Origin of the sequence: Rhodospirillum rubrum ATCC 11170, assembly GCF_000013085.1 — a bacterium.
Classification (GTDB): Bacteria; Pseudomonadota; Alphaproteobacteria; order Rhodospirillales; family Rhodospirillaceae; genus Rhodospirillum; species Rhodospirillum rubrum.
The window spans coordinates 1,965,350-1,980,559 of the sequence record NC_007643.1 but is presented as its reverse complement, the minus strand read 5'-3'; the positions used below and the strand labels follow the sequence as shown (position 1 = coordinate 1,980,559).

Below are 15,210 nucleotides of genomic sequence, written 5' to 3'. Positions count from 1 at the left end.
CGGAAGGAACGTCAACCGCGACCTTTCCCGGGGTTCGAAGGGCCTTTGGCCCTTCGCGGAGAGCGCCGAGAGGCGGCGCCTCTCGGCAAAGACTAACCCGCGTTAAAGGGGATCGCTTTCGGGGGGCGGGCCGGCGAAGGCCAGGGCCTGGGCGTGCTGGCGGATGTCGGCCGGCCAAGCTTGGCTTCGCTCGGCGAACAGGGCGTCCTCGCCGACTAAGAGCGCCCGCGCCGCCTCCTCATGGCCGGGCAGATCGCCGGCCATCGCCAGCACAAAGCGATGGGCCGCCTCCCGCGATAAAAGCGCCCGCTGGCGAAGGCCGTCCCGGGAGGCCGCCTCTTCGACCAGATCGCGCAAAACCGCCGAAGTGCCGCCGGGCTGGGCGGCCAGCCAGTCCCAATGCCGGGGCAACAAGGTGACCTCGCGGGCGACCACCCCCAGCTTCGGCCGGCCCCGTCCCCGGGGGGAGGCGGCTGCGGGCGAAGAGGACGTGGCTTGGGGAGAAGGAAGCGGGGCGGCGGCGACCAGACGCGAGACCAGATCGCTTTTGCCGCCGCGCAGGTCAAGGGCTACCGCCCGCCCGCTGGTATCGTCAAACATCCGCAGCGGCCCGGGAGCGCCACCATCGGCGGCGGTTTTCACCGCCAGGGCCACCTCGATCAACGGACCGGAGAGCAGCCGGCGCGGGCCATCGAACGCCGTGCAGGGGGTCGAAAGATCCTGGGTCATCGCGGACTCCAGACGTCGGGAGCGGGATTTATACCAGGATTATAATGACTCGTCTTTATTGCCCGGGTGAATAATTCATGGCACCGCCACCGCATCCGTCTGGCGAATGATCCCGGCCAATTGCCCCCAGCGCTCCTCATTGCGCGCCATCAGGGGCATGCCCTGGGTTTGGGTCGGGGCGTAGTCCTCGCCGGAAATCAGCCGGGCGCAGCCGCCGGCCTCGCGGTGGATCAGAATGCCAGCGGCGTGATCCCAAACTTTCATCCGGGTAAAAACAGCGAAATCAATTTGCCCGGATAATAAAGCAAGATAGGCATGGGCGGCGCTGCTCGCCCGGGTGATGGTGGCGACGCGCGGACGCAGCGCCGTCATCAGCGCCCGCCCGCCGATATGGCCGCGCAGGGCAGCCAAAGGATGGGCGGGATCGGCCGCCGGCGCCTCGGGCAGATGGCGGATCTGGCCGCCCTGGCGGACCCCCCGCCCCTTGACCGCGCAAACCGTCCGCCGCTCGACGCAATGATCGATCCAGCCCATGACGGTTTCGCCGCGCAGCGCCAGGGCGACGATGCAGCCGAACAAGTCGTCGCCCCGGGCGAAATTGCCGGTGCCATCGACCGGATCGATGATCCACACCGGGGCATCGCCGCCAAGCCGCCTGAGAACCCCGGGGTCGGTATGAACCGCCTCCTCGCCGACCACCTGCGAGCCGGGCAGCAGGGCGCAGAGCTTTTCGCTCAGCACCGCCTCGGCGCGCAGATCGGCTTCGGTCACCAGATCAAGGGGACCGCTTTTGGTGTGAATGTCCTTGGCGGAAAGATTGCGGAAACGGGGAAGAACCTCCGCATCCACCACCGCGCGGATCAGCGCCGTAACGGCATCGGGATCGACTAGCATGCCCCCATGATTGGGCCCAATCGCCGGCCGCGCAAGAAAAACCGCCAGGGTCAGGGGGCATAGATATCGCGGTCGCGATGATAGGCCTCGCGGTAGATGTCGAGCAGCCGTCTGGCCTCGGGGTTCAAGGTGGCGTGCTGCTCCAGCGCCATGACGATGAAGGCCGCATAGGTCACCGCCTCGGCCTTGCCGCGCAGGGCGTTTTCCGCCGCCACCCGCTCCAGGGTGTCATGGACGAAGGTGCGGGCCATGACGTTGAGTTGGCGCTTGACCAGCTTGTTCTTCTGGCGCCAGCGATTCTGTCCCTCGGCTGTCGACATCGCCCGTCCCCCCGAACCCTTGGCGTTTCCCGTCTACTAGAGCGGGGAGCGCGAACTCCGCTCGCCGCCCCCCGCCCCAAGACTTTGACAGTCAAGCAAATCATAGGCGCCCCCTGGCTCAGAGGGCTCGGCGATTTGCTCTGAACGGCTGGTCCTCCCCCTTGGCATAGCATTGGCGGGTTAACGGACCCTCTCCACCGCCGCCGCGACCCCGGGGAGTCCATCAAACGGGATTTTGCTAGTAGACATCCCCCGACGGGCGGCGCAGGATAGAAGGGTCCAGGGATTCGAGCCGGCCGACAAGGGGTTTTTCCGGCCTCGCCCGCCCGTCAGACGGGTATCCCACCGCGCAAGTTGAAAAGCTCCTTGGCGGGCAAAAGGATCGAAGGGCACGTCGCCGTGCTTACGGATCCGAGGAAGATCTGACCGATCGGTACTCTCCACCGATCAACGGCTGGCGAAGCGATCAAGCCCCCTTGCTCCCGGCGCCGAGTGCCGCGCCCCCTGCCCTTTCCCCCCGCCATTCCGTGTCACTTACCCAGTCACGAATACCATGGCCTGGTATTCCGCGCGACGTAACACACATCCTGTGGTTTTTCGCACGAAAAAGCCCCCTCCCCGCCCGGTTTTGGCGGGGCGCGGAGGGGGCTTTTTTTCGGTGGTCAGGGGGTGCGCAGGCGCGGATCGAGGCGGCCGATATCGGCCGGATCGAGGCGAACGGTGAGATGGGCCTGCTCCTCGTCGTCGTGACGCTCGAGAACCTCGCCCTTGCGATAGACCCAGGCCAGGGTGGCGCCGTCGCTCAGCGGAATGGACAGGCCAAGAACGATGCGGCTTTCGGCCAGACGGGCGTCGATGCGGGCCAACAGCGCGTCGGTCCCCGCCCCGGTCACCGCCGAGACCGGCACCAGGGTGTCGCGGCCCGCGGTGTCTTCGACCAGCTGGGCCTGCCGTTCCGAATCGAGCAGATCGATCTTGTTCAGCGCCTCGATCAGGCCGCTTTCGACCCGTTCATCAAGCTCCATCTCGCGCAAGACCACCTCGACATCGGCCTTCTGGGCGTCGCTGTCGATGCCGGCGATATCGCGGACATGAACGATGACATCGGCGGCCTTGACCTCTTCAAGGGTGGCGCGGAAGGCCGCGACCAACTCGTGGGGAAGGTCGGAGACGAAGCCGACGGTATCGGACAAGATCACCTTGCGCCCCGAAGGCAGGTCAAGGGACCGCATCGTCGGATCCAAGGTGGCAAACAGCATGTCCTTGGCGAGAACGCCGCCGGCGGTCAGGCGGTTGAACAGGGTCGATTTGCCCGAATTGGTATAGCCGACCAGCGCCACCACCGGATAGGGCACGCGGGCGCGGGCTTCGCGGTGCAATCCCCGGGTGCGGCGCACCTCTTCCAGGTCCTTGCGCAGGCGGGTGATGCGATCGCCGATCAGCCGGCGGTCAAGCTCGATCTGGGTTTCGCCCGGACCGCCCAGAAAGCCGACGCCGCCGCGCTGGCGCTCAAGATGGGTCCAACTGCGCACCAGACGCGAGCGCTGATAGGTCAGATGGGCCAGTTCAACCTGCATCTGGCCTTCGGCCGTGCGGGCGCGCTCGCCGAAAATCTCGAGGATCAGGCCGGTGCGGTCGATGACCTTGCAGGCCCAGGCCCGTTCCAGGTTGCGCTGTTGAATGGGGGAAAGCTGGGTGTCGACGACCACCAGGGAAATCGCCTCGGCGGCGATGATCCCGGCCATGCGTTCGACCGCGCCGCCACCGATATAGGTGGCCGGCACCACCCGGGCCATCGGCACGGTTTCCGACAGGGCCACATCCAGGGAAATCGCTTCGGCCAGACCGTTGGCTTCGGCCAGTCGAGCCTCGGGGCTCCGCGCGGCCGGACGGCCCTTGCGGAGAAAAGGATGAAGCACCGCCGCCCGGGATGCGGACGGCGGGCCTTCCTGATCGTGATCAGCGGACAAAGGGTGTCTCAGGCCTCGACTTCTTCCTTGGTGGGTTCGAACAGTTGCACCGGCGACGCCGGCATGATCGTCGAAATGGCATGCTTATAAACAAGCTGCGTATGTCCATCGCGACGCAGCAACAACGAAAAATTATCAAACCACGTCACGATTCCCTGAAGCTTAACACCATTCACCAGAAAGATCGTAACCGGAGCCTTGTTTTTGCGAATATAGTTCAGAAAGACATCCTGAACATTTTGAGTCTTTTCGGCCGGCATTACATGCCCCTTTTTTCAATCGTTCTTGTCCCCGAGGGGATTGGACGCCCGCATTGTTATAGTGACGCCGCGCCTTATCCGGCTGCCCCACTTTTTATAACCGGTTTTGCCGACAGGATATCCTTCGCGGGGCGAAGATTCCGCAGCGCGGCAAAAACCGGTGCTTCCTTGGTATCATTCTTCCCAGGGGCTTGGCAAACCCAGACTGCGCCCGTAAAGGAGACGCGGAAAAGGTGTGGCGCTTTTTTGCGCAGCCGGCGCGTCAGGCGCCCACCCGCTCCAGCAAAGCCAGCAGATCCCGGCATCCCGCCCGATAAAGGGCGGGGGGATGGTCGGCGAATTCGCCGGGCGCCGGCGGCTCGGGGCGCAGCAGCACCCCCAGGCAACCAATCTGGGCGGCGCAGGCCAGATCGACAGAAGCATCGCCGACGAACCACAGGTCGGGTCCAGGCGCCACGCCGCCGATGTCCAGGGCCATTAGCGCCGGATCGGCGGCCGGCTTATCGCGGGCCGCGTCGCCAGCCCCTATCACCGCGCCAAACAGGGTGTCCAGGCCAAGCGCCGAGACCTCCTCGCGCAGGAAGGCGCCGGTCTTATTGGAGACCACCCCAAGGAACACGCCGCGCGCCGCCAGGGCGGCCAGCAGATCGCGCGCCCCGTCAAGCTCGCGCAGCAGGTCGAGGTGAACGGCGCGGAAGGCCGCGTAATAGATGTCGCGCGCCTCTTCCCAGCGCGCGCCGAAAAGCTGGGGAAAGCCATCGCGCAACGACAATCCGATGCGCGTCCGGGTTTCCTCGATGCGCCAGGGGTCGTGGCCCATCGCCACCAGCGTGGTGTTCATCGCCTGATGGATGACCGGCCAGGAATCGACCAGGGTATTATCCCAGTCGAAGAGAACGGCGCGCGGGGGGCGCGCCGTTTCCAGGGAAAGACCCATGCTCACGGGATCAGTGGCCATACCACAGCGGACCGCTTGCCGACTCGAGGAAGTCGAAATAGCGGGCGCGCAGATTGGTCACGATGCTGCCGGGGTGGCCATTGCCGATGACGCTGTCGTCGATGCGGACCACCGGCATGGCGAAGGAACTGGTCGAGGAAACGAAGACCTCGCGGGCGGCCTTGGCCTCGTCGAGGGAGAACGACCGCTCCTCGACCCGCAGCCCCTCGGCGTCGGCCAGATCGATCAGCCGCTTGCGGGTGATGCCGCCGAGAATGTCGTTGGACAGCGGCCGGGTGACCAGGGCGCCATCCTTGGTGACGATCCAGGCGTTGGACGACGAGCATTCGCTGACCATGCCATCGGGTCCGACCAGGATCGCCTCATAGGCGTGCTGCTCATAGGCGGCCTGCTTGGCCAGCACGTTGGGCAGCAGCGAAACGGTCTTGATGTCGCGCCGGCCCCAGCGGATATCGGGATGGCTGATCAGGCTGACGCCCTTGGCGGCGACTTCGGGCTTCGAGCCCAGGCCGTGGCGCGCCGTCATGACGATCGACGGCGGGGTGTCCTTGGGAAAGGGATGGTTGCGCGGCGAGACGCCCCGGGTGATCTGGATATAGATGATGCCGTTGCGCACGCGGTTGCGGCGAACCACCTCGCGCGCGACCAGATCAAGGCCGCCCCGGGTCATCGGCATGTCGATCCTCAGTTCGCGCAGCGAGCGCTCCAGGCGGTCCCAATGGCCGTCGTTATCCACGGGCCGGCCCTTATAGATGGCCGTCACCTCGTAGATACCGTCGGAAAACTGGTAGCCGCGATCCTCGATATGGACCGCGGCGTCGCGATGAAGCACATACTGACCGTTGACATAGGCGATGCGGGACATGACTGCGCGCACTCCGGGAGCGAATGTGTGGGAGAACCCGATGCGCTACACGCGCCGGGCCCAGGATCGATCGGGACAGCGGATTTAAGCACCTTCGGCGAAGGGCGGGTACCCTCTTTGCCGAAAAATACGCCCAGAGCAAATCCCCTCGCAATCGGGAACGGATCGTAACGGCGATTTGCCCGCCTATCGGGTTCAGAAGAACTCGATGCGAACGGAAAACATCTTTTCAACCTTTTTGATCGCCGCGGTCGAGGCGAACAGGATGATGCGGTCGCCGCCCTGGATCACCGTGGTGCCGCGCGGGCTGATCACCTGGGTGCCGCGCACGATGGCGCCCAGCAGCACGCCGGCGGGAAGATTGACATCCTTGAGCGGCTTGCCGACCAGCGGCGAGGTGTCAAGGGCATCGGCCTCGATCAACTCGCCAAAGCCCTCGTGCAGGGAATGGACGCTGTGGATGCGGCCGCGCCGGACATGCTGGAGGATCTTGGACACGGTGATGGTGCGCGGATTGACCACCACATCGACGCCGACGGTGCCGACCAGGGAATTATAGGTGGATTTATTGATCAGCGTGATCGCCCGCTGGCAGCCATAGCGCTTGGCCAGCAGCGAGGCCAGGATATTGGTCTCGTCGTCATTGCTGACGGCGACCACGGTCTCGGCCTGGGCCACCCCGGCCTCTTCCAGCATCTCGGGATTGAGGGCGTCGCCCAGCAGCACCATGGTGCGGTCCAGGGTCTTGGCGACATGCTGGGCGCGTTCCTTGTTGTTCTCGATGATCTTGGCGCTGACCTGGGGAAAATCGCGTTCCAGCGCCTGGGCCAGGAACAGCCCGACATTGCCGCCACCGAAAATCAGCACGCGGCGCGCCGCCGTCTCCTCGTGGCCAAAGGCCGACAGGGCGCGTTGGGTGCGGTCGGTGGAAACGACGAAATAGACCTCGTCGCCGGGCAGCATCTGATCCTCGGCGCTCGGCACGATCGCCCGGTCGTTGCGCACGATGCCGACGACGACGATGTTGAGCTCGGGGAACAACTGGGTGAGCTGGCGCAGCGGCGTATGAACGACCGGGGTGTTCTCGGTGCAGCGCACGCCGATCAGCCGCACCCGGTCGCCGGCCAGCGGAATGATATCCATGGCCCCGGGCACCTGGAGACGGCGGATGATGGCGCGCGCCACCTCGATCTCCGGGCTGATGATGACGTCGATCGGCATGTTCTCGCGCGAGAACAGATTGGCCCAATGGGGCTGAAGATAATTCTGGTTGCGCACGCGGGCGATCTTGGTCGGCACGTTGAACAGCGAATGGGCGACCTGACAGGCCACCATATTGACCTCATCGGCATGGGTCACGGCGATCAGCATGTCGGCGTCCTCGGCCCCGGCCTTTTCCAGCACCCCGGGATGGGAGGCATAGCCGACCAGCGCCTGGACATCGAGGGTGTCGGAGATCGAGCGGATCAGCTCGGGGCGCTGATCGACCACCGTCACGTCGTTGTTCTCGGCGGCGAGATAGCGGGCGATGGAAAAGCCGACCTGTCCGGCGCCGCAAACGATGACTTTCATGGCCGGAGGGTCCTTAAGGGAACAAAATGGGTCATACCTTCTGGCGATCGGATCCGCCCACCCCCAGGCTTTTAAGCTTGCGGTGCAGGGCCGAGCGCTCCATGCCAACGAATTCGGCGGTTTTCGACACATTGCCGCCAAAGCGCGTGACCTGGGCGATCAGATAATCGCGCTCGAACATTTCCCGGGCCTCGCGCAGGGGCAGGGTCATGATCTCGCCCGAGCGATCGAGGCGCAGGGAATCGGGGGTGACCGAACCGATCTCGGCGGGCAGCATATCGGCGCGGATCGCCTCGCGTGCCTCGCCGGGCGCCATGATCAGCAACCAGTCAACGACATTGCGCAGCTGGCGGACATTGCCCGGCCAGTCATAGCTTTGCAAGGCGGCCAGGGCGTCCTCGCCGAAGGGCCGGGGCGGCAGGCCGGCGCTGGAGGCGGCGCGGTCCATGAAATGCAGGGCCAAGGGCGTGATGTCCTCGCGGCGCTCGCGCAGGGCCGGCAGGCGGATCGGCACGACGTTCAGCCGGTAGTAGAGATCCTCGCGGAAGCGGCCAAGGGCGATCTCCTGGGCCAGATCGCGGTTGGTGCTGGCGATCACCCGGACATCGACACGGATCCGCCGCCCGCCGCCGACCCGCTCGAAGCTTTGGTCCTGCAGGATGCGCACGATCTTGCCCTGGGTTTCCAGGGGCATGTCGGCGACCTCGTCAAGCAGCAAGGTGCCGCCGTCGGCCTGTTCGAACAGGCCGATCTTACGATAGGAATCGGCGCCGTCGCCACTGCCCGGCTCGGCGCCGAGCAGTTCGATCTCCATGCGGTCAGGATGCATGGCGGCGCAATTGACCACCACCAGCCGGTTCTGGGCGCGCGGCGAATGGGCGTGGATCATCCGCGCCACCACTTCCTTGCCCGTTCCCGGCGGCCCGGAGATCAGCACCCGCGAGCCGGTGGGTGCGACCTTGGCGATGGTTTGCGCCACATGGCCGATCAGCGCCGAGTCTCCGATCATCTGGGTCTCGGGGCCGGCGCGCATGCGCAGTTCGGCGTTTTCAAGCTTGAGCTGGGCGGTTTCGATGGCGCGTTGGATGATCAGCAGCAGGCGGTCGGCCTTGAAGGGCTTTTCGATGAAGTCGAAGGCGCCCTGCTTGATGGCGCTGACGGCGGTTTCGATGGTGCCATGACCGCTGATCATCACCACCGGCAGATAGGGATGATCGCGGGCCAGTTCCTCAAGGACCTGCAGGCCGTCAAGCCGGCTGCCCTGCATCCAGATATCAAGGATGACCACGGCGGGCGTGCGCTCGTCGATGGCCTTGAAACAGCTGTCGGCATCGACGGCGACGCGGGTGTCGTAGCCCTCGTCCTCCAGGATGCCGGCGAGCATCATGCGGATGTCTTCTTCGTCATCGACGATGAGAATGTCATGCGCCATGGATTGGATCGGCCTGAAGGGGCGGTTGGGATGCGAACCCGGGGTCGGCGGCGCGAACCACGGGAGTGAGGGGGAGTGTCAGCGAAATGGCGGCCCCCCCGCCCGAAGCGTTTTCAAGTACCAGATCCCCGCCATGATCTTCCAGAATTTTCTTGACGATGGCCAGTCCAAGGCCGGTCCCTTTGGCCCGCGTGGTAACATAGGGTTCGGTCAGCCGCTTGGTCTCCATGTCGGGAAGCCCCCGGCCATTGTCAACGATGCGAACCACCGCCTGATCGTTTGTCAGGGTCAGGCTGACGGCAATTCGCCCGGCTGGCAAGGGCGGCGCTCCCTCGGCCGGGCGATCGCGGCCTTGAATGGCCTCGACGGCGTTCTTCAGAAGATTGGTCAGGGCCTGGGTGATCTGGCGGCCATCGGCGGCCACGATCACCTTGCCCTCGGGCAGCTCGGTGGAAAAGCCGATCTGGCCATAGGCCGTGCGCTGAAGAACCACCGATTGAAGGACCAATTCGCCCAGATCGCAAGGGCGGATCTCCGGGGCGGGCATGCGGGCGAAGGCGCTGAACTCGTCGACCATCTGGCCGATATCGCCGACATGGCGGATGATGGTTTCCGTGCAGCGGGCGAAGGTCTCGGGATCGTCGGTGATCTGCTTGAGATATTTGCGTTTCAGGCGCTCGGCCGAAAGCTGGATCGGCGTCAGCGGGTTCTTGATCTCATGGGCGATGCGCCGGGCGACATCGGCCCAGGCCGCCTTGCGCTGGGCCGATTGCAATTCGGTGATGTCATCGAAGGTGAAGACGAAGCCAGTGATCCCCTGGGCCGAGCATTCCGCCGCCACCCGCACCAGCAAGGTCACCGGGCGGCGATCGATGCGGATCTCCATCTCGCGTTCGACCGGCCGGTCGGGACGCTGGCGCACCGCCGTCAACACCTCGCCGAATTCGGCCAGAAGGGCGCCGATCGGCTGGCCCTGCCACAGGGTCAGGTCGCGATCAAACAGCGCGCAGGCCGAGGGATTGGGCAGGTTGATCTTGCCCTCGGCGTCAACGCCGATCACCCCGGCGGACACCCCGGCCAGCACGGTTTCGGTGAAACGCCGCCGTTCGTCGAGTTCGAGATTGGCGGCCAACAGGCTTTTTTGCTGGCTTTCCAAGCGGATGGTCATGCGATTGAAGGCGCGGCCAAGCAGGGCAACCTCGTCGCTGGCCACCAGTTCGGAAACCCGGACCGACAGATTGCCCTCGCTGACCTTTCCGGCGGCTTCGATCAGATCCATGATCGGCTGGGCCAGCCGGTTGGCGATGGTGATGCCCACCCAGATGGCCGCCAGCAGCAGCAAAAGCGACACGACGATATAGGTCAGGAAATAAAGGATCTGCAGCTTGGAGCTTTGCGCCTGGAAGGCCAGATACTCCGAGACCGCCGCATGGGCCTTCTCGATATGGTCGCGCACGGCGGCATCGACGAAGCGCCCGACGTAAAGATAGGTGCCCGGCGTGCCCAGTTCGACCAGGGCGCGCACCCGGTCGTTCCCCTGCCCGGGGATGACCACCACCTCGCCCAGATCGGCCTGATCGATCAGATAATTGGGAACCTGCTCGAACTGCAGCGAGAAGGTATAGCCCGCCCGGCCCAGAACATTGCCCTCGCGGGTGAAGACCACCACCTCCGACAGATTGCGCACCAGGGATTGGGTGGTGAGAAACTGGTTGAGGACCTGGGAATTGGGCATGCGCCGCCATTCCCGGTTCAGGTCATTGGCCGTCAAGGCGGCATCGCCGGCGATGGCGTTCATATGGGCCTGCAGATAGGCCTCGGCGACCTCTTGGGATTCGCGAACGGCGGTCGAGACCTTTTCGTCGAACCAGCTTTGGAAGCTGACCTGAAAGGCGATGGTCGAGAAGATGGCGAGCAAGATCGCCGGGGTGATGGCGACGGCGCTAAACAGCACGGCCAACCGCACCTGCAGCCGCGACCCCGCCCCCCCGGAGCGCCGGCTTGACCACATGCGCACCACCGAACGGGTGATCAGCCCGCCCAGGGCCAGCAAGATCACCAGATCGACGTTGAGCAGGATCCAGATCGCCCGCGAACTGGGCTCGGGGCTTGACAGCAGAAAGAAGGTGACGCCGCCGCTGATCAACGAGGCGACGGCCAGGGCGACGGCCAGGCGGCGCGACAGCTTGACCCGCCGCGCCCACAGACCCAGGCGCAAGATGGTGCGGTTGAGGGCGGGACGGCCGCCGCGCCGCTGGCTGGTGGGGGACAAGGCGGCCTAGCCCTTGACGCCGCGCACGACCTGGATATCGAGATCCCGGATCTTCTTGCGCAGGGTATTGCGGTTGAGGCCGAGCAATTGGGCGGCCTTGATCTGATTGCCGCGCGTCGCCTCCAGACACAGGGAAATCAGCGGCCGCTCGACCTCGCGGCTGATCCGCTCGTGCAGGCCGGCCGGCGGCAGGGCCTCGCCATGGGCTTCGAAATAATGGCGAAGATGGCGTTCGACCTTGGTCGACAGCCCCTCGGCCGATTCATCGCCCTCGTCAAGGATCGGCGGCGCCGAAGACGACAATTCGGCCTCGATGACCTCGACGCCGATGACTTCCTGGGAATAGAGCGCGGCCAGACGGCGCACCAGATTTTCCAGTTCGCGGACATTGCCCGACCAGCGGTGTTTTTTCAGCCGTTCCATCGCCGGGGCCTCCAGCACCTTGGGCGGCAGGCCGTCATGCTCGGCCACCGCATGCAGGAAATGGCGGGTCAGTTCGGGGATGTCCTCGACGCGCTCGCGCAAAGGCGGCAGGCGCAGCGGCACGACGTTGAGCCGATAGAACAAATCCTCGCGGAACAATCCTTGATGAATAAGCTGGCGCAGGTCGCGGTGGGTGGCGGCGATGATGCGCACATTGGCCCGCAGGGTCTGGCGGCCGCCAACGGTGGTGTATTCGCTTTCCTGAAGCACGCGCAGCAACCGGGTTTGCGCTTCCAGCGGCATGTCGCCGATCTCGTCTAGGAACAAGGTGCCGCCATCGGCCTGTTCGAAGCGTCCGGCCGAGCGGGCATGGGCGCCGGTGAAGGCGCCCTTCTCGTGGCCGAACAATTCGCTTTCGATCAGTTCGCGCGGGATCGCCCCCATGTTGACGGCGACGAACGAGCCGTTGCGGCGCTTGCCGTAATCATGCAGGGCGCGGGCGACCAGTTCCTTGCCCGTTCCCGATTCGCCGTTGATCATCACCGTCAGATCGGTGTTCATCAGCCGGGCCAGGGTGCGGTAGATCTCCTGCATCGCCGGCGAGCGGCCGATCAGCGGCAGGCGCTCGTCTTCCTCGCTAGCATGGTCGCCCTCGGTCGGATTGCCCCTGGGCAGCGACAAGGCCCGGCGCACGACATTGACCACCTCGGTCAAATCGAAGGGCTTGGGCAGATATTCAAAGGCGCCGCGCTCGGTGGCCTTGACCGCCGTCAGCAAGGTGTTCTGGGCGCTCATGACGACGATGCGCAGGTCGGGGCGGATCTTCTTGATCCGCGGAATCAGGTCGAGGCCGTTCTCGTCGGGCATGATGACATCGGTGATCACCAGATCGCCCTGACCATCGGTGACCCAGCTCCACAGGGTCGAGGCCGTACCGGTGCTGCGCACCTCGTGGCCGGCCCGGGTCAGAGCCTGACTGAGAACCGTGCGGATTCCGCGATCGTCATCGGCCACCAGAATCGTCGACATCTCAAAAGGTTCCTTTACTCATTTCAACCCATGCCCGAAGACATGTCAAAGGGGGCGCCCGACGCGGAGCTGGCCGGCGTCGGCGGGGATCTTGGGCGTCAGCGGACCATCGGCAGCATGACGGTGAACACCGTGCGGCCGGGAACGCTGTCGAATTCGATGATGCCGCCGTGATCGTTGACGATCTTGGCCACCAGCGGCAGCCCCAGACCACTGCCCTTGGGCTTGGTGGTGACGAAGGGATCGAACAGATTGCCGCGCAGATCTTCCGAGATACCGGTGGTACCATTGTCGCGCACGCTGATGACCAGCGGCAAATCGGTCACCTCGCCGCCCGGCACCCGTAATCTCAGGCCCTGCTGATAGGCGGTCGACAGCACGATCTCGCCGCCGCCCGGGCCGATCGCCTCGGCGGCGTTCTTGATCAGATTGAGGAACACCTGGATCAACTGGTCGCGGCTGCCCAAAACGGCGGGCAAGGACGGATCATAGGTCTCGACGAAGCGGACACCGCGGGCGAAGCCGTTTTCGGCGACCATGCGCACATGCTCGAGAACCCGGTGGATGTTCACCGCCTCGCGGGCCAGCGGCATGTTGTCGGAGAAAACCTCCATGCGGTCGACCAGGGCAACGATGCGGTCGGTCTCGTCGATGATCAGCCGGACCAGCTGGTGGTCCTCTTCGGGCAGATTGGCTTCCAGAAGCTGGGCCGCCCCGCGAATCCCCGACAGCGGGTTCTTGACCTCATGGGCAAGCAGGGCGGCCATTGCCGTCACCGAGCGGGCGGCGTTGCGGTGGCTCATCTGCTGGCCGATCTTCAAGGCCATCGACAGTTCATGGAGCGAGATCACCACCCAGTTCTCGTATTCGGCCAAAGGCGACACGCGCACGGTGATGGTGCGCTGGCCGGTGCGCGGGGTATCAAGCTGCACCCCGTATTCCGAAAAAGTCGAATGATTGCGCCGAACCTTTTCCATCAATCCAAAGATCGGACAATCGGGCGGAATCAGGTCCGAGAGCGCCATGCCGCGCAACAGCGCCCAGGTGCTTTCGAACATCTGCTCGCCGGCGGCATTGACGAATTGCACCCGGTCGGCCTCGTCGACACAGATCACCGCCGAAGCGATGGCGCTCAGCACCGTCGCCGGGTCGATCGAGGGAACCGGCGCGCGCCGGGTCAGGGCAGAAATCTTCACCATCTTCAAGCGGCCTCTTCTCGCGGGCGGTCGGGTGACGTGTCCTCCGGGGTGGGGTTTTTCAAGACCGCTCTTTGGCGGCTTTCTTGGGATGCGGACGGCGGGGCCGACTGCCACAGCGCCGTGAAATGGTTGAGAACTCGGCGCGCCGCCCCGGCATCGGCGGCGGCCATATAGGCGGCGCGGAAGTCGGCGCCTTGCGGCATCGTCCGCGCATACCAGCCCATATGCTTGCGCGAGGTCTTAAGGCCACGCTCCAGACCATGGCAGGCCAACAGGCCTTCGAGGTGGGCGGCCATCACCGCCGCCCTCTCGGCCAAAGCCGGCGGCGGCGTTTCCCGCGTCCCGGCGGCGATGGCCCGGGCGATGGCGCCGGGCAACCAGGGCGCGCCGAGGGCCGCCCGGCCGATCATCACGCCATCGGCGCCGGTAACGGCCAGGATCTCGCGGGCCTCGGACAGGTTCGTCACATCGCCATTGGCGATGACCGGCAGCGAGACGGCCCGTTTGACCAGACCGATGGCCGGCCAGTCGGCGCGACCGTCATACATCTGGGCCCGGGTGCGGCCATGGACGGTCAGCCGGCTGATCCCCGCGCTTTCGGCCAGCCGGGCCAGCTCGACCGCGTTGCGGCTGGCGTCATCCCAGCCCAGGCGCATCTTCAGGCTCACGGGCAGGGTCACGGCACCGACCACGGCTTCGAGAATACGCGCGGCCAAAGGCAGATCGCGCATCAGCGCCGACCCGCCCAAGCCGCCCACCACCTTGCGCACCGGGCAGCCCATGTTGATATCGATCAGCTCGGCTCCGGCGCCTTCAACCCGCCGCGCCGCCTCGGCCATGATCAGCGGATCGCAGCCGGCCAGTTGCACGGCGAAGGGGCCCGCCCGCCCGGCCTCCGCTCCGCCGCCCAGCCGGGGATCGACGCCCCGCGCCCGCTCGCGCAGCAGCTCGCGGCTGGCGACCATCTCGGTCCACGATAGCGGACACCCATAGTCGTGGGCCAGTCGCCGGAAGGGGGAATCGGTTACCCCAGCCATCGGCGCCAGCATGATCAGCGGATCGGAAACGGGGAACGCGGGGGACGGCGTCATGCGAAAGCGAATCCTCGAAAGGCGAGCGGCTTGTGGATCCCCGCGGTCATCATCGGCGGGACAAAAGCAAAAAACCAAGTCCTTCAAGGACTTGGCTTATCTGGATCGCTCGACGCCCCTGGTAGGCCGCAGCGGGCGATCGGCTTGGTTAAATATTAGGCATATGCGTGGAGAAACAGCAACCTTTCTGAGCACG

At 65.2% G+C, this 15,210-nt stretch carries 13 protein-coding genes; all 13 read right to left on the bottom strand.

Annotated elements, in window-relative coordinates; genetic code table 11:
• Nucleotides 1–102: 102 nt before the first annotated feature.
• Nucleotides 103–729, bottom strand: coding sequence for a DUF2239 family protein (locus tag RRU_RS08760; protein ID WP_011389378.1), 627 nt, complete (start codon nt 727–729; stop codon nt 103–105).
• Between the two features lie 75 nt (nt 730–804).
• Complete coding sequence (locus tag RRU_RS08755; RefSeq protein WP_011389377.1) at nt 805–1,623, bottom strand: inositol monophosphatase family protein; 819 nt, start codon at nt 1,621–1,623, stop codon at nt 805–807.
• A gap of 50 nt (nt 1,624–1,673) precedes the next feature.
• Nucleotides 1,674–1,943, bottom strand: a complete 270-nt coding sequence (locus RRU_RS08750) for a hypothetical protein (RefSeq protein ID WP_011389376.1) — start codon at nt 1,941–1,943, stop codon at nt 1,674–1,676.
• Between the two features lie 662 nt (nt 1,944–2,605).
• Nucleotides 2,606–3,862: a GTPase HflX gene (gene hflX, locus RRU_RS08745; RefSeq protein ID WP_011389375.1), complete on the bottom strand. Its 1,257-nt coding sequence runs from the start codon at nt 3,860–3,862 to the stop codon at nt 2,606–2,608.
• Nucleotides 3,863–3,921: 59 nt separating this feature from the next.
• Nucleotides 3,922–4,173 carry an RNA chaperone Hfq gene (gene hfq, locus RRU_RS08740; RefSeq protein WP_011389374.1) on the bottom strand — a complete coding sequence of 84 codons (252 nt, stop codon included), beginning with the start codon at nt 4,171–4,173 and terminating at the stop codon, nt 3,922–3,924.
• A 262-nt stretch (nt 4,174–4,435) separates the two neighbouring features.
• Nucleotides 4,436–5,131 carry an HAD family hydrolase gene (locus RRU_RS08735; protein ID WP_011389373.1) on the bottom strand — a complete coding sequence of 232 codons (696 nt, stop codon included), beginning with the start codon at nt 5,129–5,131 and terminating at the stop codon, nt 4,436–4,438.
• Nucleotides 5,121–5,996, bottom strand: a complete 876-nt coding sequence (locus RRU_RS08730) for a D-amino-acid transaminase (protein WP_011389372.1) — start codon at nt 5,994–5,996, stop codon at nt 5,121–5,123. Before RRU_RS08730 ends, RRU_RS08735 begins: the two co-directional genes overlap by 11 nt.
• Nucleotides 5,997–6,191: 195 nt before the next feature.
• On the bottom strand, nt 6,192–7,568 hold the full coding sequence (trkA, locus tag RRU_RS08725; RefSeq protein ID WP_011389371.1) for a Trk system potassium transporter TrkA: 1,377 nt from the start codon (nt 7,566–7,568) through the stop codon (nt 6,192–6,194).
• Nucleotides 7,569–7,599: 31 nt separating this feature from the next.
• The gene (locus RRU_RS08720) at nt 7,600–9,000 is read right to left on the bottom strand and encodes a sigma-54-dependent transcriptional regulator (RefSeq protein ID WP_011389370.1); all 1,401 of its coding nucleotides are present in this window, start codon (nt 8,998–9,000) and stop codon (nt 7,600–7,602) included.
• Nucleotides 8,990–11,272 carry a sensor histidine kinase NtrY-like gene (locus RRU_RS08715; RefSeq protein ID WP_011389369.1) on the bottom strand — a complete coding sequence of 761 codons (2,283 nt, stop codon included), beginning with the start codon at nt 11,270–11,272 and terminating at the stop codon, nt 8,990–8,992. The genes RRU_RS08720 and RRU_RS08715 overlap by 11 nt, the downstream gene beginning before the upstream one ends.
• A gap of 6 nt (nt 11,273–11,278) precedes the next feature.
• Complete coding sequence (gene ntrC / locus RRU_RS08710) at nt 11,279–12,724, bottom strand: nitrogen regulation protein NR(I) (protein ID WP_011389368.1); 1,446 nt, start codon at nt 12,722–12,724, stop codon at nt 11,279–11,281.
• A 98-nt stretch (nt 12,725–12,822) separates the two neighbouring features.
• Entirely contained in the window at nt 12,823–13,923 is a 1,101-nt protein-coding gene (locus RRU_RS08705) for a two-component system sensor histidine kinase NtrB (protein ID WP_011389367.1), read from the bottom strand.
• Between the two features lie 2 nt (nt 13,924–13,925).
• Nucleotides 13,926–15,014: a tRNA dihydrouridine synthase DusB gene (gene dusB / locus RRU_RS08700; protein ID WP_011389366.1), complete on the bottom strand. Its 1,089-nt coding sequence runs from the start codon at nt 15,012–15,014 to the stop codon at nt 13,926–13,928.
• Nucleotides 15,015–15,210: the final 196 nt, after the last annotated feature.